Genomic DNA, 19,668 nt, shown 5'->3' with positions numbered 1-19,668 from the left:
CTGTAAACTTTGCAACGGCAACGCAATAGTGGCCAGTGTATGGCTCTACATTTTACATAACGAGAACGCAATGTAAGGCGTATGGAAACGCGTAACGTTTTAGGCAACGGCGTTACGTTTTGCCATTTCGACAACATCAACAATATTATTAACGTCGAGCTTCTGAAATATTTTGGTTTTATAGGTGCTGACGGTTTTATTATTCAGTCCCAGCTCGTCGGCAATCAACTTATTTGACTTTCCTTTCGCCAGTTTTTTCAGGATCAGCATTTCACGCTCAGTCAGCAGCGCCAGCCTGCGCTGTTCATCGCAATAATCGTGCGAACGGCGCACCAGCTCGCCGGGTAAATAATCGACGCTGTTATAGACACAGCCTATGGCTGAAATGAGTGTGCTGACATTCTCTTTTTTTGAGACATATCCATTCGTGCCAATGCTGATTGACTGCATGATGAGATGGTTGTTTTTGCTTTCGCTGATGATGATCGTCTTCAGGCTGGCCTTGCTTCTCACCAGATCGCGCAAGAAGCCGATGCCGCTGTTTTCAGCAAATTCAGGATCAAATATCATGATGTCATAGTGCCGTGCCAATATAGCATCAATGGCATCCCTGATCGTATTTGCAACTGAGATATGACAAAAGCCGTTCATTAATAGCAGTGATTGAATTCCGGATGAAACAATCTTATGTTCGTCGACAATGATAATTTTTGCATTATGCATAACGTGACCTTTAAATATTAATAAAGCGGCAGCTAATATCATTAATTAATAAGATGTTCATTATGATAATCCAGTGCGTAAAGTTATCCAGGAACCGTCTTGATTGGACCGTAAAATATAATTCAGGCGATGATATTAGTGATTCAGGCTATTTTTGAATGCTAACAGCATCTTTTCAAGCTCCGCAATTGCGTGTGCCAAACCGGATTTAATCGCCATTACGGCTTCTGCTGGTGGTTTATCTTCCAGCTGTTTAGCCAGCCGTTCAACGTCGGTGGCATTGATTAAACGCGCACCTCCTTTCATTTTGTGACCCAGCTGCGACAGCTGTGCGCTGTCGTGTGCTGCATTGATTTCCGCCAAAATCTCATCGTTGCTGACAATAATGCTGTCAATAAAGGCGAGACAGCCTGCCATATCGCGCTCGGCCAGCTCCTGCAACAACGGGCAAGGTGCAGGCAGCGCGCCTGGCTGGCGCTGTTGCTCTGTTGCAGGCGCAGGCGGAGAAAGATGGTGCGTGGTATTGCTGAGATGACGCATCAGCGTATCCACGCTAAGCGGCTTAAACAGACAATCATCCATGCCCGCATCCAGACAGCGCTGAATGATGGAGCGCTCAGCGGAAGCGGTAAGCCCAAAAATCAACATCCGCGGACGCTGTATCTGTTGCTCCAGCGCACGCAGCTGGCGTGCAAACGTAAAGCCATCCATGTCGGGCATATTGCAGTCGCTGATAATGAGATCAAAGGCGTCTGGATCCTGCTGCCAGATAACCAGTGCCTGTATCGCACTCTCGATCAACATCGCCTGATGACCGGCATATTCCAGCTGCTGGCCCAACAGCAGGCGGTTCGGGGCGTGATCGTCAATGACCATAATGCGCAGTTGCCCCTGAGCGGGAACGTTTTCAGCCTGCTGTTGCTGCACCTGCTGTTCATCGACCAGCGGCGCATAAAAATGAAAGCGAAACACCGCGCCCTCGCCTGGCTGGCTCTCCACGTCTATTTCGCCGCCCATCAGTTCTGCCAGCTTGCGACAGATACTTAAACCCAACCCGGTACCAAGCTGCTGACGCTGACGATCGCCGGTTTGCACAAAAGGCTCAAAAATAGCCTGCTGCTGATCTTCATCAAGGCCACAGCCGCTGTCTTCGATCTCCAGCACAAACTCGCCGCGCTGCTCGTTCATATCTATGCTGCCCTGATAAAGCGTTACGCTGACGTAACCGCGATCGGTGAACTTGATCGCATTGCTGAGCAGATTAGAAAAAATTTGGTTGAACATCATGGCGTCAAGCAGCACGCAGGGATGAGTGATATCAATCTCATGGCGCAGGGCGATATTTTTGCTCTCCGCCTTGTTGCGAAACAGATTGATCACCTGTTCGATACGCTGCGGCAGCAGACAGGGTTCGGGTTTGGGCTGATGGATGCCTGACTCAATGCGCGACAGGTCAAGAATATCGCCAATTAGCGACAGCAGCGCGTTGGCTGATTCATAGGCAACCAGCACGTTGTTGCTGATCTCACGCGCCGGTTTCTGGCGAGTTTCCATCTCCAGCAGGCCAATAATGGCGTGCAGTGGCGTACGGATCTCATGGCTCATGCTGGCCAGAAACTGGCTCTTGGAACGGTTGGCGGCATCGGCATCCTCTTTGGCGGTGCTTAATGCCAGCAGCAATTCATGGCGCTCGGTGACATCAAGCCAGCCACCAATAACGCCTACCACGGCCCCCAGTCGATCGCGAAATGGCAGCGCCCAGTGGAAAACATGCACCGTTTTGCCACGAAACTGCATCTTCACATCGCGCATTGAGGCGGTGCCCTGACGCAGCGTGGTGTAGTGCTCCGCCTCCAGCAGTTGCAGGCACGCGTCGTCCAGCAGATGGCGATACACATCGGTGCCTTTGCCAACAACTTCCTCCAGGCTGACCTCAAGAAAATCGAGATAGGCGGTGTTGCAGTGCATCAGCCTGGCCTGCCGATCCCTGACGTACATCACCACCGGCGATTCGTTAAACAGCGTGTTGGTGAAGGTGAGCTGGTCCTTCAGGGCATGCTGCGCCTCGGTGCGCTGGCGAATAACCCGCTGCAAATGGCGATTCCAGATTAAGCAGATAAGAATGATGATGCTGGCCAGCGCCACAATCTTCAGCACCACATCTTTATAGTCATGCCAGGAAATGGTGCGGTTGACCTGCGGCAGGTTATGCCAGCGTGAAATTAACGGCTCCAGCGTTTCCGGTGGAATATCAAGCAGCGCCTTATTGATGATCTCAATCAGCGGCGCATTGGCTTTATCCACCGCCATGCCTATTTTGGCGGGCTGTTCACCAACCACTTGAATAATGCGTAATCGATCCCGGTAATAGTTGCGCAGCAGAAAGTCGGCATGCACTTTGGGGATAATTACGCCATCTGCTTTTCCACTCAGTAACTGAAGCAGCGCCTCCTGGGGTGAAAGCTGAGTTTGCAGCGTTATATCAGGCCAGGTTTCAGCCATATAAGCATTGAGACGGCTCTCATTCAGCGAGAATACCCGGCGATTTTTTTTACCGGCCATTTCAAGGATATTGGCGGTATCGACGGCCTGCACCAAGACCCAGGGTGAAATAAGATAAGGCCGTGAAAACAGGCGTTGTGCTCGCTGCTGTTCATCAAGCAGCACGGCAGGTGAAAAATGGACTTTTGTACTGTCGACAGACGCATGCTGGCCTGGCGTCACCGGTTCAAACAGCACGCCTGCACGGCCCGAGATTAAATCAACGATCTCTTTGGCGATGCCTTGCCACGTGCCGCTTTCGTCGCGGAAAAATAGCGGTGCGCCGTTAGCCGCGATATCAATCGGAATAAAGGGGTGAAGACGCAGCCAGTTGTCCTCCTGCGGTGTCAGCGCTAATGGATTGTTTTTCATGACGTAGTGGCTTTGTAATTGCCAGCGATTGGCAATGCGCAAACGCCCTGCGAGAGGAATCATGCGCAGCGCCATATTGAGCGCTTCGGCTAATTCCGGATAGCGAGGACTGACGCCAAAAGAGATATTGAGGTTGGAAAGGGCGCGACTGGGTGACATTGTCAGTTCGTTGCTGTAACCGTACCGCAGCAGATATTCCTGCGTTGAGGCGTTTCCCCATGTGGCATCAGCCTGTCGAAACGCCGTGGCCGCCAGCGCTTTGGCATAGGTTTGATGGTGCTGTAAAATAGCCTCAGGATAATCCTGCTGCAGCTTGAGGCCAATACGTTGCGGGCCCGCCCAGGCAATAATTTTTCGTGTCAGGCTTTTATCATTATTGTTTTTTGTATTCTGCAGAATGACCGAGCTGTCCAGCAGATAGGGCGTTGTGCGAATAAGCGGCGGCGTGAGCATTAACGTCTCAGGATTATAGATAGCCACCATATGCAACGTACCTGCAGCAAGGGCCGCTGCCATCGCCTCTTCCGTAGGAAAATAAATTAACTGCATACGCAGTTTTAACATGCGCTGCACCGCGCCGAGATAATCCGCGGTAAGCCCTTCAAACGCGTGGTGATCATTATCAATATAGAGCGGAGGTTGTGCGGCACCCCAAATACCTACACGCAATACATCACCTTCAGGGAAAATGTGACGATCGCCGTTCATTACCACGTCAGGCACAACAATATCGGTGCGAACCAGTAAATTAAGCTCCTTGATTGCAGCATTCAGTGAAACGCTAAACGTTAAAATTAGCATTGTTAATAAGTAGCGCACGCTAAACATCCCTGTGATTGAATGAGGCTTTTGGCAGACTAAGTGGGAAATTGCCTGAATTGTTATTTTTTCCTGTTGGCCGCCAGTATCATATTACTGGCGCTATTTCTCCACTATGATTTTTTATCGGTGCCTAAAAATTTGGGACAAGTCTCGTTATTTAAAAACAAGATTCCTCGCTTGTCTTTATTTCTCGTAACGTCTCGCAATTACGATTTTTCGTTACGGTTTGGTCTAATAAAAGCGGAGTGCTGCCCGCGCTGGCAGGCACGATTTTTTTCGCATATAGGCATTATTGAGACAAATCTTGTATGTGCTTTGAGTCATAACCTCTATTTTTCCTGCGTGACAGCGTGTTCCATGATCGAAAGGTCGACACATCGCTTTTTTATGATGTTGTAGCGGCAGGTCGCCGTACGATAAATTTTCCTCATCAGACTGCACGTTTTTATCCTGTTTTTCAAAGTACAAGAAAAAGGAGGTAAAGGCGGTACGCCATTTATTGCGCTATATCAACTTCTCTGTATGGCATTATGATAATAGTGATTAAGCAAAGAGTAACGGCGATTGAACCTCAAGATGGCGTCAATGCAGGGCGAACAACGCATAAACCAGAGTGGATATCATTTTTTGCTCTGATAGTGGATGCTTAACCATTATGCCTGATGAAAGAGGGGCTTCCCCTCCTGAAAAGACTTTAACTAATGCGAATAGCTATTTTTTCTGCCTTATATTTAATGGCGGTCGCCTCTGCGCAGGCGAACACTCAGCAAACAGATGTATTACCTGAATATTACCAGTCACTATCTGCATTGCCCTTATCACAGTCGCGCGTCATATTTTTCCGCAGTTTCGACGATGAAGAGGGCGCAGCACATATTTATATTAATGGTGAGTTTCACACCTCATTATTGCCTGGCAGTTTTACGGCTTTTTGTCTGGCGCCTGGCGAGCATCGCCTGGCGGCGCTGGTGAAGAATGCCAGTTATTACCACGGCATGCCTCTGACCGATTTTAAAATCTGGCTGGGCCGAGGAGAGACACAGTTTCTGCGCATGTTGGATGGCTACAGCGGCGAACCTGAAGTGCTGAATCGCCCGGCTGCAGAACAGGAGCTGCCTTATCTCCATCAACAGCGACGCATGTTGTCGAGGGCATCCTCAGTGGAAGAGTGCAGTGCGGCAGATTAATGATTCTCCGCACGGCACAACCTGACGCCATTCCGACATCGCCAGCCTTCAGCATCACCCGGATGTGTACTTACACGCAATCAAATGGAGAGGGCAGCAGGCTATGTTAACAATAAAGCAAACAATTTTAGGGTGTGTATTTATTCCGGTGCTCTCTTTTAGCCATGGCGTCTCCTCAGCTGAAATAAATAACGCCGATCGCTATCAGCAACATCCGCCCGTGGTCCCCCAGCTTACTCAGATTATTTATTATCGTGCGGATAACGACAGTAACGCGCAGGGCGCTTATATCTATATTGACGGTGAATTTCATACTCGCTTGCTGCCCGGCGGCTTTACGCAATTTTGCCTGCGGCCCGGTAAACATACCCTGAGCGACTATTTTCATAAGAATGCTGTTTATGAAGGCAAACGGCATTTGCTGTTCGAGGCGGATTTCCGCGGAGGAAAACGGTATTTTCTGCAGGCCACACCAGACAGCGATATGCCTGTTGTCGTAAGACAAGGCAAAGGCGAGCAGGAGAGCGGCAATAAACGTCAGCAGCGACATTTGCTTTCTCGTGCCTCTGCCGTCGTGCCTTGTGTTTATCAGGATGAAGAGGCGTTAAAAACCCGTTATGTAACGCTGGATATGCACGATCTTTTTTATCACGATAGCATCTGGCAGCGTGAAGTTACCCTCGCAGGGCGAGAAGCATTACGCGAAATGCTGATCGCCATCAGACGCGATAATATGCAGATTCATCGGCTGACCTTACTGAATTATTCCGCGGGAAAATCACTAAACGACAGCGCGGCGGCAGAACGTGCGCAGGTAGCCTCACTGAAACGTGCTTTAATAGACAGCGCTTTTGCTGAGGATATTATTTATATTGAACATAAACGCAGTAATAATAGTCATCTGTCAGATTGTGCCGTTAATAAAACCCATAAACAACGATGTGTGACGCACAGAAAAATAGTGTTGCAGATAAATTAGTGTACAAACACTATGCCGCCGCATAGAAAATCGGTGCGGCTGCATGTTTTTGCAAAACAGCCAGTTAACAACCGTAAAGCCGCTGTAGTCACGTTGAGCTGACCCTTTTTTACAATAAAGTAACAGCGTGTTTTTATTTCTTTTTGAAATTTTATTTTTTGTCAGCTTAATTATTTTGCCCTGCTGGCTTCCGTTAATAAAACCCCTTTTCGAGACAAGTCTTGTTCGGTCTTGCATCCTCGCCTGTCAGAATTTTCTCAGAAGTTCTATCACCCTGTAACGAATTCTAATTAGAACAATCTGTCTCACCAGAGGAAAAGTGTAAATGAACACGGAAGAAGCCATTCTGGCCAATGAGCTGGATGCGCGCAGTGTTGCTCGAGCAGATACCAAAATAGACGACACGCTGCTGCAAAGCGTGGTCTGGATATGTGAGCACTATAAACTAAGCCGTTCACCTGACTCGCTGATTGCAGGATTGCCTACCGCAATGCTGCTCTCTCCTTCACTGGCACTAAAGGCACTGGAAAATGCCGGGATTGTCGGTGGAATGGTTGAACGTCGCAGTAACGAACTGCCTGAACAATTGATGCCAATCATCCTGCTGCGCAAAGGCGGCGGTGGCTGCATTATGCTGTCACGGCGCATCCATACCAATGAGGAAAATAAACGCGAGCTTCGTTATCAGCTGATCATGCCGGAAATCAGCGCAGATGCGGTGGAGATGGATCACGCCCAGCTCAGCGAAATCTACGCCGGATTTGCCATTATGGCGAAACCGCAGGCTAAAGTTGATGCGCGCATGAGCGCCACGCTGCCTGAGACTAAAGGGCACTGGCTGTTCAGTACGTTATGGCGTTACCGCAGCTATTATCGCAGCGCCGCTATTGCGGCGGTGCTAATCAACGTGCTGGCGCTGGCGAGCATCTTTTTTACCATGAACGTCTACGATCGCGTGGTGCCGAACCAGGCCTTTGTTACGCTATGGTCACTGGCTATCGGTGTAACCATCGCCATGATTTTCGAAGCCATTACCCGCTTTACTCGCGCGCACCTGCTCGATATGGCCGGTAAAAAAGCGGACCTGGTGTTAGGTGCCATGCTGTTCCGCCAGGCGCTGTCGGTGCAGATGGAGCACAAGCCTGCCTCTTCAGGCACCTTTGCTAACCAGCTGCGCGAGTTTGAATCAGTGCGCGATTTTGTTGCCTCGGCGACGCTGGCCGCTCTCTCCGATCTGCCCTTTATCCTGATGTTCGTGTTCGTCATCTACTTCATTGGCGGCCCGTTGGCTATTGTGCCGCTGCTGATGATCCCGCTGATCATTCTGGTTAGCGCCGCGATCCAGTGGCCGCTGGCGAAGATCATGAAGGAAAACCTGCGTGATGCCTCGTTAAAGCAAGGCGTGCTGATTGAATCGATCGAAGGTATGGAAACGCTGAAGGCAGTGGGCGGCGAGTCCTATATGCAGCGCCGCTGGGAAAATTTCAGCGCCCTGCAATCTGCCAACTCAATGAAATCGAAGCGTTATTCGACGCTGGCAACCGGCGTCGTGACCTTCCTGCAGCAGTTTCAGACCGTGATACTGATTGTTGTAGGGGTGTATCTGATTGATGCAGGCACCTTCACCATGGGGGCGATGATCGCCACCGTGATGCTGGCTGGCCGTGCCACGGCGCCACTGGGGCAGGTCATTGGCCTTGCCGTGCGTTATCAGCAGGCGAAAGCGGCGATGAGTTCATTAACCAAGCTGATGGAAATGCCGGTTGATCGCGACAGTACCCGCGAATACCTGGCAAATCCGCCGCTGGATGGCCAGCTCAGCCTGAAAGATATTAACTTTTCCTATCCTGCTCCGCCGATGAAGCCTAACCCACCGGTGCTGACCGGCATCTCGCTGGACATCGCTGCCGGCGATCGCGTGGCGATCCTCGGACGCATCGGCAGCGGTAAATCTACGCTGCTGCGTGTGATGGCACGGCTTTATCAGCCGGTAAACGGCCAGATGTTCAGCAGCGGTCTGGACGTTAACCAGATCGATCCCGCCGACTGGCGCAAAAGCGTGGGCTACGTCGGCCAGGAAGCCCGCCTGTTCTACGGCACGCTGCGTGAAAACGTGATGATTGGCTCGCCGAATGCCACCGCCAATGAACTGCTGCGCGTGCTGAGACTAACCGGTCTGGATCAGATCGCCGCCCGTCATCCCAGCGGCATCAATATGATGATTGGTGAGATGGGGGAAGGGCTGTCAGGCGGCCAGCGCCAACTGGTTTCTCTGGCCCGTACGCTGCTGGCCCGTCCAAAAGTGCTGCTGCTCGATGAACCGACCAGCGCGATGGATAGCCAGACAGAAACGCTTTTCCTGCAGCATCTGCGCCGCGCCGTTGAGGGCCATACGCTGGTCGTGGTGACACACCGTCCTTCGCTGCTGGCGCTGGTTGAACGGGTCATCATCATTGATGAGGGCAAAGTGGCAGCCGATGGATCCAAAGAGCAGGTGATGGCGTCTTTGCAGGCCAAAGAGAAAGCCGACCGTCTGCAACAGCAGCAACCCCAGCAGCCCGAGCAACAGCAGCCGGAGGCCGCAGCTCAGCAGGGACCTTCAGCGCCGATACCGGCAAAAGCGCCGCCCAGACTGAAGAAAACGGCCCAACCTGAGGCTGAACCATCTACAACCCACAGCGCGACAACGTCGCCTGACCAACAAACGGCTGCGGCGGCGATCGCAAAACGGGCGCCAGCAGCAACAACGCAGGCGACCATCGCCGGGGAGGAAAAATGATCGCGGCTCTTTTTCGACGTAATAAAAAGCCTGCGCTTTCCGCCAGCGACGCAGAGTTTATGAATGACGTTCAGGCGTCGCTGATGGCGCAGTCAACGCCGGGTTCAAAACTGGTGATCTGGCTGATTATCGCGGTGATTGTCGGTGGCTTAACCTGGGCTAAATTTGCCCGCGTGGAAGAGATTACCAAAGGCGATGCCAAGATCATCTCCAAGAGTCGCGAGCAGATTATTCAGAGCCTCGAAGGCGGCATTCTGGCGGAGATGAACGTGCGTGAAGGTTCGGTGGTTAATCGCGGCGATGTGCTTTTAAAAATCGATCCGACCCGCGCGCAGTCGAGCTATCGCGAAGTGTTCAGTAAAGTGCAGGGTCTGAAGGCCACCATTACGCGTCTGCGCGCCGAATCCTATGGTCAGCCGCTGGTGTTTGATGAGGAAGTGCAGGCCGATCCGGCGCTGGTTGAGCAGGAGACGCGAGCATGGAAGTCGCGACTCAGCGCATTAAATGACAGCGTACGTTCCCTGGAACGCAGCTATGCGCTCTCGATGAGCGAAATTCGTCTCGCCGAGCCGCTGGCAGCGAAAGGTTTGCTCTCCGAAGTGGAAATGCTGAGGATGCGCCGTCAGGCCAACGACATTCAGTCACAGATTGTCGAGCGTAAAAACCGCTATCAGAGCGAGGCTAACTCAGAGCTGTTACGGCTGGAGCTGGAACTGTCGCAAACGGTAGAAAACCTGGCCGGACGTCTGGATATCGTTGAGCGCACTACCATGACCGCACCGGTACGCGGCACGGTAAAAAATGTGCGGGTAAATACCATTGGTGGTGTTATTCAGCCGGGTGAACATATTCTGGAAATTGTTCCACTGGAAGATCAACTGTTAGTTGAAGGGAAAATACGGCCTTCCGACGTGGCATTTTTGCACCCGGGTTTACCGGCAACAGTAAAAATAACCGCCTATGACTATGCCATATATGGTGGCCTGCACGGCACGGTTGAGCATATTAGTCCGGATACGCTGAAGGACGATCAAAAATCAGCGGCGGGCAGACCGGACGATACGTATTATCGCGTATTAATTCTTACCGATAGCAGCACGCTTAATGCAGGTGGAAAAGAGTTACCTATTATTCCCGGCATGGTGGCATCGGTAGAAATACGTACCGGTGAGAAAACGATTCTCGATTATTTATTGAAACCCGTGTTGAAAGCTAAAGAAGCCTTTCGTGAGCGATAATAATAATGCGTAATATTCAACTTGCTGTTTCTTTTACCAGGCGACCTAAAAAACTGGCATTAATTATTCTACTGGCAATGAGCGGGCACAGCGCGCCGCTTTATGCCAGCGATGAGGAGCTCTACTTATTCAGTCAGATGGCGAGTGAAAATAGTCGTCCGACAATCGCTTCACCCGCACCGAGGGCCGTGCCGCGTACGCGGGCGGTGGCTAATCCGGTCGTTGCGCCAGTGCGCACTCAGCCTGCCCGTCAGCCTGCGACGTCATTTGCCAGGGTACCGCAGCCGGCTGCTGTCATACCGCCGCCGGCAGTGAAGGCCACGGTGCCACCGCAGCCTCAGCCGTTTGGCCGCGCATCGGCACCCGTGGCGCGCACAGGCGGCGAACGTGCGCTAAGCGGTAAGACAACCGCGCCGCATCTGCTGCCTCGCCGCAAGACAGCCAGCAGCAATAATGCCGGTTATCTGACCCGTAGCGCACCGGCGGCGACGCGCGGCGGCTTTCTGCAGCAGGAAAACAACGACGAAGAGGTGATTGTTTTCCGCAAGGTGGAACCGCAGAGCACGAAAACGCTACCCACCACAGGCCAGCAAAGTGTCACACCGTATCGTCGTGAGCCAACGTTAACCGATTACGCCGCGCTCCCGGCCACGCTGCCGACGCCGGGCCGCACGGTGGCGGGGCCATCTGAAGCTCAGCTGCAGCAGATTTTTATGCGCGCGGTGCGTCAGGCGTGGAGCATTAACCCGCAGTTGATGGCGGTTAAAGCGCAAAGTTCGATGGCGGAAGCCAACGTGGATGAAGCCAAAGGCCAACGCTGGCCGCAGCTGGATGTGAATGCCCAGTCGCCTTCTTTGCAGTTCGGTGATGGGCAGCGCAGCAAACAGTCGAGCATGCCGGCTTTTGGCATCAATATGGCGACCAACTTGTATGACTTTGGTCAGACCGCCAGCACCATTGCCAGCCGTCAGGAGACGTTAACCGCCAGCCAGCAGGCGATCATCGCCCAGCAGGAAGATGTGGCATTGCAGGTGAGTAACGCACTGATTACATTGACCAAAGAACGTCAGGTTATTGAGTTGAGCAAAAGCTATGTGGCGCGCATGAACGAGCTGACCACCATGCTCAGCGGCATTGTAAAGGCGGACCAGGGCCGACGCAGCGAGCTGACGCAGGCGCGCAGCAGACTGTTACAGGCGCAGAGTCTGCTCGACAGCGCCGTATCGCGCGCGCGCGATGCGGAAATAACCCTGCATCGCCTGCTGGGCGAAACGCAGGTGCCTTTGCCGCAAACGCCGCGCTGGAATTTACAGCCCGCCAATCTTGCGCGCCTGCTGCAACGTCTGGAAGATCACCCGGCGATTCAGCGCGCGCAGGCCGAGGCACGTGCCGCGCAGAAGGAGATCGATGCGGTAAAAGCCTCAGCAATGCCGAAGCTCAACTGGACGGTGTCCAAAAGCACGCAGGAAGATCAGTTAGGCAACCAACAGGCGTGGCAGACGGGTCTGAACGTCAGCTGGCCACTGTTCCGCGGCGGCTCAAACCGTGCATCAGAGCGGGCAGCCGTGCAGCGTGCTGAAACCAGCCTGCAGCAGATGCGCGAAATGCGGCTGGAATATGAAAACCGCATTCGCAAGGCCGATCAGGATGCGCACGCCATGCTCGACCGCGCAGAGCTGTACAGTAATTTAACCGTGGAATCGGATCGGATCCGACTCGACTTTTTCGACCAGTGGTATCACCTGGGCCGCCGTACCCTGCTGGATGTATTAGGTGCTGAAACGGATTATCACAATAACCGGATCAGTGAAGTCAGCAATCGTTACGATGGTTATGCCGCTATTTTCCGTGGCAATGCTTCCGCCGGTCAGTTAATTCCGTGGCTCGCCGGTAGCCCGATATAAAAAAGAAAATAAGTTATACAGGCTGTTATTGCGAGGAATTGCAATATATCAGGTCATTATCTTACGTGATGAATCAACATCAAGGACTGAAAAGGAAGTACTGATGAAACGAGTACTTAATAATCCATTGCGCATTGCGTTGTTAGACGATCATCCAATGATTCGTACCGCGTTCGATATTTGTATTAAAGCCGAACCCGATATGGAATTAATGGGCGCATGGGGATCAAGCGTTGAACTTTTTGCAGAGTTAAAAAAAGAGCCGGTCGATGTATTAGTGCTGGACTTTTTATTAGGTGAAAAAGAGCTGGATGGCCTGGCGCTGGTTAAACAGCTGCGCAGCCATTATCCGCGGCTGCGCATATTAATTTCGTCGTCGCTGGAAAGCCCGGCGATCGTTAAAATGGTGCTCAGCGCCGGTGTCAGCGGATTTATCGGCAAAAGCCATAATATGGCCGATATTTTCCAGGCGATTCGTCAGGTAGCAAACGGCCGCATTTTTCTGTCGCCGGGCCTGGCCTACGAAATTGAAAACCTCTACGTGGTCAATGAGGATGCCATTCATGAAACGCTGGGGGTAAAAACCAGCGGCATGATGTATGAAAAGGTCAAGCTGCTCAGCCCGCGCGAAGTTGAGGTAGTGCGCTGTTATCTGGATGGGCTGAGCGTGTCGCAGATTGCCATCAAGTTTAAACGCAGCCGTAAAACGGTCAGCGGCCAGAAGCAATCTGCGCTGAAAAAGCTTGGCCTGCGCTCCGATTCCGAGCTGTTTAAATACAGCAACGATCTGATGCCAGGCGTATAAGGCGTCAGGATTTGCGGCGGATCCAGGCGTAGCGCGAGGCGTAACCGCTGCCATGATGGCTGTTGTACCGGTAACTCGATTGCGGCTCGGCCATGCAGTAGGTGCAGACGTTGAGCAGCTCGATCTGCGCCGTCGGAATGCCCTGTTGCGCCAGCATCTGTTTGCCCAGTTGCGGCAAGTCAAACCAGATGCCCTGTTGCTGCGCCGCCGCCTGTGGACGCACCGCCAGCGGATTCAGCGGCCGGTCGCGATGCCAGCGCACAGGCTGTTGCAGCCGCGGATTGGCCTGAATCGCCGCCAGCCGATCTTCACCCAGCTCATAGCAGCAGGGTGAGATTGCCGGACCGATCGCCACCCATAAATCTTCTGGCCGGGAACCCTGGCTAAGTAAATCCTCTACCGCGCTGAACAGCACACCTGCCAGCGCGCCCTGCAATCCGGCATGAACCGCCGCTACCTGATGATGACGATTATCAGCAATCAGCACCGGTAAACAGTCAGCGGTATAGATTGCTACCGCCCGTTCGCCACGGCCGATCACCGCATCAGCGTCCACCGATTTAGGCGGAAAGGCCTGCTCAGCATCTACGGCAACCGCGCTGTGGCGCTGATGAGCGAACGCGCAGGCATCAGGTGGCGGCATTCCGGCAGGCAGAAAAGCGTGCTCCAGCCAGCCCAGCGCCGCCAGCTTAGTTGAATAACGACTCTGCGAACTCTCCATCACTCCTCCAGATAGCCGGGAAATCACCGGTTTGTTGATCCAGCAGCCATTTACTCTCAGGTAATATGGCAAAATATACAACCCGTCGGGCACATCGTTCACCGTATTGTAAAAATGGCGGCTGGCTCATGCTGCTGCTATGCCGATCTTATTGCAACGCGAAAAGCTGACCCGAATACGCTATTCTTTCAACGTCGTCCGGTAATTCAACCCCCTACCGGCGTCGGCTTTATCGTAAATCTGGGATGGATGCCACTGATGTGGATGCGCTGCTGTATGGCGAGCATCTTGTTTTGGCAGGACGTAATAAAACCGCTTTGACAGAGGACGCGAACGCCGGTATGGCTCGCGCAGGTAACTCATGTTAATTCGTACCGAAATTGGTGTTGACGCTGCCGGAATCGACAGTCTGCTGCGTCGCTGTTTTGCCACGTCAGCCGAGGCTGAGCTGGTGCAGCAGTTACGTGAGGATGGTCTGCTGACGCTTGGCGTAGTGGCGACGGATGATGAAGGGCAGGTGATGGGCTACGCCGCCTTCAGCCCGGTGACGCTCGGTGGTGAAGATCTCAACTGGGTTGGCCTTGCGCCGCTGGCGGTGGATGAAAGCGTTCGTCGCCAGGGCTGGGGTAAGCAAATGCTGTTTGAAGGGCTTGATACCCTCAGTGACTTTAGCTACAACGCGGTGGTGGTACTCGGCGATCCGGCATGGTTTGGTCGTTATGGTTTTGAACCGGCGGCGCGGTATCAGCTGCACTGCCGCTGGCCCGGTACCGAAGCGACGTTTCAGGTACGCAAAATTGCCGATGATCCCTTTGCCGGACAGGGTGGCTTAGTCGAGTACGCTGCACCTTTTAACCGAACTGCATAAGCCAGGCGGGCAGATCGGCTGGCTGGCTGTTGACCAGCGCCACCTTCTGCGGACGCGTCAGTTGTTTCACCCGATATTCCAGCCGCGAGGCGCTGGCGCGATCGCCCGCTTCGCCATGAAAAACCAGCGTCAGTGGCCCCTTGCCGCGTAGCGCGCGCGCGCCGGTGCCGTTTTGATGCTGCTGCACCCGTCGCGGCACATCCACCGTGATGCCGGTGTAAAGCGCGCCGCGAGCGGTTTGCACAATATAAAGATGCCAGGCTTTGTCCATCATCGCTTCCCTGTTAAGTCGCGGCCATTCTAACGAGCGGCGGCGCAGGCTGGCAAAGCGCTTCTTACAACCAGTGGAAAAAATTGTGTCCGATTTTGCTCATCTTGCACGCTATCTGAAAAAACAGCATGTGTTGTCGCTGTGCTGCGCCACCGCCGACGATCTCTGGTGCGCCAACTGCTTCTATGTGTTCAACGAGCCAACCATGGCGCTGTGGTTGATGACCGAAACGCATACGCGTCACGGCGCGATGCTGCTGCAACAGCCGCGCGTGGCCGGCACCATTAACGGCCAGCCGAAAAGCGTGCTGCTGATCAAAGGTATTCAGTACACCGGCGATATCGCGCTGCTCAGCGGCGAGGCGGAAATTGCCGCGCGTGAAGCCTATTGCCAGCGTTTTCCGGTGGCACGCAAAGCCTCTGCGCCGCTGTGGGAGATCCGGCTGCGGGAACTGAAAATGACCGATAACAAGTTGGGATTCGGCAGTAAAATTGCCTGGCAACGCGAGGAAAGCGAGAGGGCGATTGAGTAGCGATGCCGGGCGAACCCGGCATGCGCTGAAGCGGTTACACCGCGCTGAGAATGCGCAGTGATTCGCGATTAAACGCGGGCAGGTCGTCCGGGGTACGGCTGGTGACCAGCGTATCCTTATCGACCACCACCTCTTTATCATAGAAATCGGCACCGGCATTGCGCAGATCTACCGCAATCGCCTTCACGCTCGTCATCTTACGACCGCGCACGCCGCCCGCGCTGATCAACAGCTGTGGGCCGTGACAAATCGCAAAGATCGGCTTGCCGCTGGCGATAAAGTCTTTGGTGAAATCAACAAAGCGATCGTCGCCACGCAGGCTGTCCGGTGAATGACCGCCTGGTAACAGCAGCGCGTCAAACTCATCGACGCTGACGTGATCGATATCTTTATCGATTTTCACTTCTGCCTTGCCCTGTTTGCCGGTCACGGTTTTACCGGCCTGCATTTCAATCGTTACCACTTCATGGCCTGCTTTGGTATAGGCTTCAGCAGGTGAGGTAAATTCTGAGTCTTCAAATTCATCGGTGATCAAGACCGCTACTTTCTTGCTCATTTTTTCCTCCTTCAAAATGTGGGATACCGGATCAATTCTGGTAGAGCATGCTGAAAAATCAAGGGAACCGGCAGGAATTACCTGTAAAAACGCTTGTTTACAGATTGTTAACATGTTGATGACGCACGCAAATCACGCGGCAAAAGAGGGAAATGATGAGTCGAGTGTTACTCACCGGAGCAACCGGGCTGGTCGGCGGCGAGCTGCTGCGCCTGCTGATTGACGATCCGCGTATCAGCGAAATTATTGCGCCCACGCGCCGCCCATTACCGGCGATGCGCAAGGTGATCAATCCGGTCGAGGCGGACTTAACCGACGTGCTGCGGCCGCTGGATCAACCGCTGGATCAGGTGTTTTGCTGTCTGGGCACCACGCTGAAGCGGGCCGGCAGCAAGCCCGCGTTTGTGCATGTGGATTACACGCTGGTGGTCGATACGGCGCTGACCGGTCGGCGGCTGGGAGCCACGCACATGCTGGTGGTCAGCGCGCATCTGGCCAACAGCCGATCGCCGTTTTTCTATAACCGGGTGAAGGGTGAAATGGAAAACAGCCTGCGTCAGCAGGGCTGGCCACGACTGACGCTGATCCGGCCATCGCTGCTGTTAGGCGAGCGCGACGAGCAGCGGCGCGGTGAATCGCTGATGGCGCCCCTGTTTTCTCTGCTGCCCGGCAACTGGCGAGCCGTCGCCGCGCGAGATGTGGCGCGGGCAATGTGGCAACAGGCGTTCACGCCCGCTACAGAGCCGGTTACGGTGGTGGAATCGGCGCAGATCCCGCGCGATCAGCGCAGATAGTGGATGATCTGATTACCACTGCCGCGCCAGATTAACGTGGCATCTTTTTCCGCCGCAATAAATTTGCCGTCAATCAGCACGTCCAGCTCGGCGGCAACCGCGCGCTGAGCCGGATTCAGCTCGTTCAGCCGGTAGCCGGTCCACAGCCAGATATCTTTGCCTGCGCACTCGGCGCGCACCCGCTGCACCAGCGCCAGCACCGATGCGACGTTGGCCGGATGCAGCGGATCGCCGCCGGAGAGCGACAATCCCTGACGGCAAATGCGCGTATCCAGCAGATCATCGATAATGCGCTGCTCCCACTGCGCATTCCACGGCTGGCCGCTATCCAGCCGCCAGGTGCGCTGGTTGTAGCAGCCCGGACACTGATGCTCGCAACCGGCAACAAACAGCGTGCAGCGCGTACCCGGCCCGTTGACCACATCCACATCGTAATAAGCGTGAATATTCATCAGAGATGTTTCACCCGACGCCGCACTTCTTCCTGCTTACCGGCGTTAAAAGGTCGCGCATCCGGGCTGCCGAGATAGCCGCACACGCGCCGGATCACTGAGACCTTCGCTGCATCGTGATTGCCGCACTGCGGGCAGGTAAAGCCCTTGCTGGTGCAGGTAAATTCGCCGCTGAAACCGCAGAGATAACACTCGTCCACCGGTGTATTGGTGCCGTAATAGGGCACGCGGCTGTAGCTGTAATCCCAGACATCTTCCAGTGCCTTGAGGTTGTGGCGTAGATTTGGGTATTCGCCGTAACAGATAAAGCCGCCGTTGGCGATCGGCGGATAGGCGGCCTCAAAGTCGATTTTGTCATAGGGATTGACCCGTTTTTCGACGTCGAGATGAAAGCTATTGGTGTAATACCCTTTATCCGTGACGCCCGGCACCACGCCAAATTCCGCCGCGTCCAGCCGACAGAAGCGGTCACAGAGGTTTTCACTCGGCGTGCTGTAGAGGCTAAAGCCGTAGCCGGTTTCCGCTTTCCACGCATCGACCGCCTCGCGTAACCGGCTGACGATCGCCACCGCTTTAGCGCGCAGCGCCGCATCATCGTAAAGGTGGTGCTTGCCACCGCTCAGCGCATTGATGGTTTCATGCAGGCCGATATAACCCAGCGAAATCGAGGCGCGGCCATGTTTGAAGATCTCCGCAATATCGTCGTCGGGCTGCAATCTCACGCCACAGGCGCCGGACATATACAGAATTGGCGCTACCCGCGCCTTGGTGTTTTCCAGCCGGGCAATGCGCGTCAGCAGCGCCTGTTTGGCCACCTGCAAGCGAACATCAAGCACCTGCCAGAAGCGCGCCTCATCGCCCGCGGCCTCAAGGGCAATACGCGGCAGATTCAGGCTCACCACGCCGATATTATTACGGCCATCGTGCACCAGCTCGCCATCCTGCTCAAACACGCCCAGAAAGCTGCGGCAGCCCATTGGCGTTTTAAAAGAACCGGTGACCTTAACCACCTGATCGTAGTTAAGAATATCGGGATACATGCGCCTGCTGGCACACTGCAACGCCAGCTGTTTGATGTCGTAATTAGCATCCTGCGGACGCAGATTAACGCCGTCGCGCAGGGCAAACACCAGCTTCGGAAATACCGCCGTTTTGTGATTACTGCCCAGTCCGGCCAGACGATTTTTCAGGATTGACTGCTGAACCAGCCGTGCCGCCCAGCTGGTGCCGAGACCGAAGCCGAAGGTGACAAACGGCGTCTGGCCGTTGGCGGTATGCAGCGTATTGACCTCATATTCCAGCGACTGGAACGCGTCATAACACTCTTTTTCGGTGCAGGCGCGCGCGTAGCCTTCGACGTCCGCGACCTGCCATTGTTCTGCGGTCAGACGATGTTTTTGCAGGCTGATGTCGACATAGGGCGCCAGCACTTCATCGATGCGATTCAGCGTCGTGCCGCCATAAATATGGCTGGCGACCTGCGCGATAATCTGCGCGGTCACCGCCGTGGCGGTGGCGATTGATTTTGGCGGCGCGATATCCGCGTTGCCCATCCTGAAGCCCTGCGTGAGCATGCCTTTCAGATCGATCAGCATGCAGTTAAACATCGGAAAGAAGGGCGAATAGTCGAGATCGTGATAATGAATTTCGCCGCGCTGATGAGCGGCCACGATCGACGGCGGCAGCAAATGCTGTTGCGCATAATGTTTGGCGACGATGCCCGCCAGCAGATCACGCTGGGTAGGAATCACCTTGCTGTCTTTGTTGGCGTTTTCGTTGAGCAGCGCCGGATCGCTCTGTTCCACCAGCCCACGAATCGCCTGGCTCAGCTTACTGCGCTGTTCGCGCGCGCGATCCCGGTCGTGGCGGTATTCGATGTAGCAGCGCGCCAGCTGGGGATAAGGGCCGCTCATCAGCGCATTTTCCACCGCCCGTTGAATCTCATGGATATCGACTTCAGCCTGTTGCGTAACCGTCGCCGCTACCTCTGCTGCCACCTGCTGTGCATAGTCGTTGTCATTCACCGCCGCCGCCTGCGCCGCCGCATTCACCGCCTGCACAATGCGCTGCGCATCAAAAGGCACCCGGCAGCCGTCGCGTTTAATTACCACGCTGATCATGTTG

The 19,668-nt window shown here is 54.1% G+C and carries 16 protein-coding genes; 9 read left to right on the top strand and 7 right to left on the bottom strand.

What is annotated here, in order from left to right:
• Positions 1 to 99: 99 nt before the first annotated feature.
• Both EM595_RS14935 and EM595_RS14930 read right to left on the bottom strand, forming a co-directional pair.
• Positions 100 to 723 carry a response regulator transcription factor gene (locus EM595_RS14935; RefSeq protein WP_067433785.1) on the bottom strand — a complete coding sequence of 208 codons (624 nt, stop codon included), beginning with the start codon at positions 721 to 723 and terminating at the stop codon, positions 100 to 102.
• A 135-nt stretch (positions 724 to 858) separates the two neighbouring features.
• Positions 859 to 4,455, bottom strand: a complete 3,597-nt coding sequence (locus EM595_RS14930) for an ATP-binding protein (protein ID WP_162265768.1) — start codon at positions 4,453 to 4,455, stop codon at positions 859 to 861.
• A gap of 737 nt (positions 4,456 to 5,192) precedes the next feature.
• Here EM595_RS14930 and EM595_RS14925 point away from each other — a divergent pair.
• From EM595_RS14925 to EM595_RS14900, 6 genes are all read left to right on the top strand, one after another.
• On the top strand, positions 5,193 to 5,645 hold the full coding sequence (locus tag EM595_RS14925) for a hypothetical protein (protein ID WP_067433779.1): 453 nt from the start codon (positions 5,193 to 5,195) through the stop codon (positions 5,643 to 5,645).
• 64 nt (positions 5,646 to 5,709) lie between these two features.
• A complete protein-coding gene (locus EM595_RS14920; protein ID WP_157883897.1) occupies positions 5,710 to 6,624 on the top strand; it encodes a hypothetical protein in 915 nt (304 codons plus the stop codon).
• Positions 6,625 to 6,949: 325 nt separating this feature from the next.
• Positions 6,950 to 9,403 (top strand): type I secretion system permease/ATPase, encoded by a 2,454-nt coding sequence (locus EM595_RS14915; protein WP_082691670.1) that lies wholly within the window; start codon positions 6,950 to 6,952, stop codon positions 9,401 to 9,403.
• Positions 9,400 to 10,641 (top strand): HlyD family type I secretion periplasmic adaptor subunit, encoded by a 1,242-nt coding sequence (locus EM595_RS14910; protein ID WP_067433773.1) that lies wholly within the window; start codon positions 9,400 to 9,402, stop codon positions 10,639 to 10,641. Before EM595_RS14915 ends, EM595_RS14910 begins: the two co-directional genes overlap by 4 nt.
• Before the next feature lie 5 nt (positions 10,642 to 10,646).
• The gene (locus EM595_RS14905; RefSeq protein ID WP_071852531.1) at positions 10,647 to 12,545 is read left to right on the top strand and encodes a TolC family protein; all 1,899 of its coding nucleotides are present in this window, start codon (positions 10,647 to 10,649) and stop codon (positions 12,543 to 12,545) included.
• A 103-nt stretch (positions 12,546 to 12,648) separates the two neighbouring features.
• Positions 12,649 to 13,350, top strand: coding sequence for a response regulator (locus EM595_RS14900; RefSeq protein ID WP_067433768.1), 702 nt, complete (start codon positions 12,649 to 12,651; stop codon positions 13,348 to 13,350).
• Between the two features lie 4 nt (positions 13,351 to 13,354).
• On the opposite strand, the gene EM595_RS14895 is transcribed toward EM595_RS14900, so the two are convergent.
• A complete protein-coding gene (locus tag EM595_RS14895; RefSeq protein ID WP_067433765.1) occupies positions 13,355 to 14,071 on the bottom strand; it encodes a purine nucleoside phosphorylase YfiH/LACC1 family protein in 717 nt (238 codons plus the stop codon).
• A gap of 361 nt (positions 14,072 to 14,432) precedes the next feature.
• Here EM595_RS14895 and EM595_RS14890 point away from each other — a divergent pair, with 361 nt between their 5' ends.
• Positions 14,433 to 14,939, top strand: coding sequence for a GNAT family N-acetyltransferase (locus EM595_RS14890; RefSeq protein WP_067433762.1), 507 nt, complete (start codon positions 14,433 to 14,435; stop codon positions 14,937 to 14,939).
• Here EM595_RS14890 and EM595_RS14885 read toward each other — a convergent pair.
• Positions 14,923 to 15,210, bottom strand: a complete 288-nt coding sequence (locus EM595_RS14885) for a GIY-YIG nuclease family protein (RefSeq protein WP_067433758.1) — start codon at positions 15,208 to 15,210, stop codon at positions 14,923 to 14,925. The genes EM595_RS14890 and EM595_RS14885 overlap by 17 nt on opposite strands.
• Before the next feature lie 85 nt (positions 15,211 to 15,295).
• Here EM595_RS14885 and EM595_RS14880 point away from each other — a divergent pair, with 85 nt between their 5' ends.
• Positions 15,296 to 15,742, top strand: coding sequence for a YhbP family protein (locus EM595_RS14880; protein ID WP_067435536.1), 447 nt, complete (start codon positions 15,296 to 15,298; stop codon positions 15,740 to 15,742).
• A gap of 34 nt (positions 15,743 to 15,776) precedes the next feature.
• On the opposite strand, the gene EM595_RS14875 is transcribed toward EM595_RS14880, so the two are convergent.
• On the bottom strand, positions 15,777 to 16,298 hold the full coding sequence (locus tag EM595_RS14875) for a type 1 glutamine amidotransferase domain-containing protein (RefSeq protein ID WP_067433755.1): 522 nt from the start codon (positions 16,296 to 16,298) through the stop codon (positions 15,777 to 15,779).
• A gap of 155 nt (positions 16,299 to 16,453) precedes the next feature.
• Here EM595_RS14875 and EM595_RS14870 point away from each other — a divergent pair, with 155 nt between their 5' ends.
• Positions 16,454 to 17,092, top strand: coding sequence for a Rossmann-fold NAD(P)-binding domain-containing protein (locus EM595_RS14870; RefSeq protein WP_067433753.1), 639 nt, complete (start codon positions 16,454 to 16,456; stop codon positions 17,090 to 17,092).
• On the opposite strand, the gene nrdG is transcribed toward EM595_RS14870, so the two are convergent.
• Both nrdG and nrdD read right to left on the bottom strand, forming a co-directional pair.
• Positions 17,080 to 17,544, bottom strand: a complete 465-nt coding sequence (nrdG, locus tag EM595_RS14865) for an anaerobic ribonucleoside-triphosphate reductase-activating protein (RefSeq protein WP_067433749.1) — start codon at positions 17,542 to 17,544, stop codon at positions 17,080 to 17,082. The genes EM595_RS14870 and nrdG overlap by 13 nt on opposite strands.
• The gene (gene nrdD, locus EM595_RS14860) at positions 17,544 to 19,664 is read right to left on the bottom strand and encodes an anaerobic ribonucleoside-triphosphate reductase (protein WP_067433746.1); all 2,121 of its coding nucleotides are present in this window, start codon (positions 19,662 to 19,664) and stop codon (positions 17,544 to 17,546) included. Before nrdD ends, nrdG begins: the two co-directional genes overlap by 1 nt.
• Between the last annotated feature and the right edge of the window lie 4 nt (positions 19,665 to 19,668).

Origin of the sequence: Duffyella gerundensis (assembly GCF_001517405.1) — a bacterium.
Taxonomy (GTDB): Bacteria; Pseudomonadota; Gammaproteobacteria; order Enterobacterales; family Enterobacteriaceae; genus Duffyella; species Duffyella gerundensis.
This window is presented reverse-complemented; position numbering and strand designations above follow the sequence as displayed.

Bases quoted from the DNA above. Each gene is read 5' to 3' on its own strand.
- EM595_RS14915 (WP_082691670.1), top strand. From the start codon at position 6,950: ATGAACACGGAAGAAGCCATTCTGGCCAATGAGCTGGATGCGCGCAGT.
- EM595_RS14925 (WP_067433779.1), top strand. From the start codon at position 5,193: ATGGCGGTCGCCTCTGCGCAGGCGAACACTCAGCAAACAGATGTATTA.
- EM595_RS14890 (WP_067433762.1), top strand. From the start codon at position 14,433: ATGTTAATTCGTACCGAAATTGGTGTTGACGCTGCCGGAATCGACAGT.
- nrdD (WP_067433746.1), bottom strand. From the start codon at position 19,664: ATGATCAGCGTGGTAATTAAACGCGACGGCTGCCGGGTGCCTTTTGAT.
- EM595_RS14870 (WP_067433753.1), top strand. From the start codon at position 16,454: ATGAGTCGAGTGTTACTCACCGGAGCAACCGGGCTGGTCGGCGGCGAG.
- EM595_RS14900 (WP_067433768.1), top strand. From the start codon at position 12,649: ATGAAACGAGTACTTAATAATCCATTGCGCATTGCGTTGTTAGACGAT.
- EM595_RS14875 (WP_067433755.1), bottom strand. From the start codon at position 16,298: ATGAGCAAGAAAGTAGCGGTCTTGATCACCGATGAATTTGAAGACTCA.
- nrdG (WP_067433749.1), bottom strand. From the start codon at position 17,544: ATGAATATTCACGCTTATTACGATGTGGATGTGGTCAACGGGCCGGGT.
- EM595_RS14905 (WP_071852531.1), top strand. From the start codon at position 10,647: ATGCGTAATATTCAACTTGCTGTTTCTTTTACCAGGCGACCTAAAAAA.
- EM595_RS14885 (WP_067433758.1), bottom strand. From the start codon at position 15,210: ATGGACAAAGCCTGGCATCTTTATATTGTGCAAACCGCTCGCGGCGCG.
- EM595_RS14895 (WP_067433765.1), bottom strand. From the start codon at position 14,071: ATGGAGAGTTCGCAGAGTCGTTATTCAACTAAGCTGGCGGCGCTGGGC.
- EM595_RS14935 (WP_067433785.1), bottom strand. From the start codon at position 723: ATGCATAATGCAAAAATTATCATTGTCGACGAACATAAGATTGTTTCA.
- EM595_RS14910 (WP_067433773.1), top strand. From the start codon at position 9,400: ATGATCGCGGCTCTTTTTCGACGTAATAAAAAGCCTGCGCTTTCCGCC.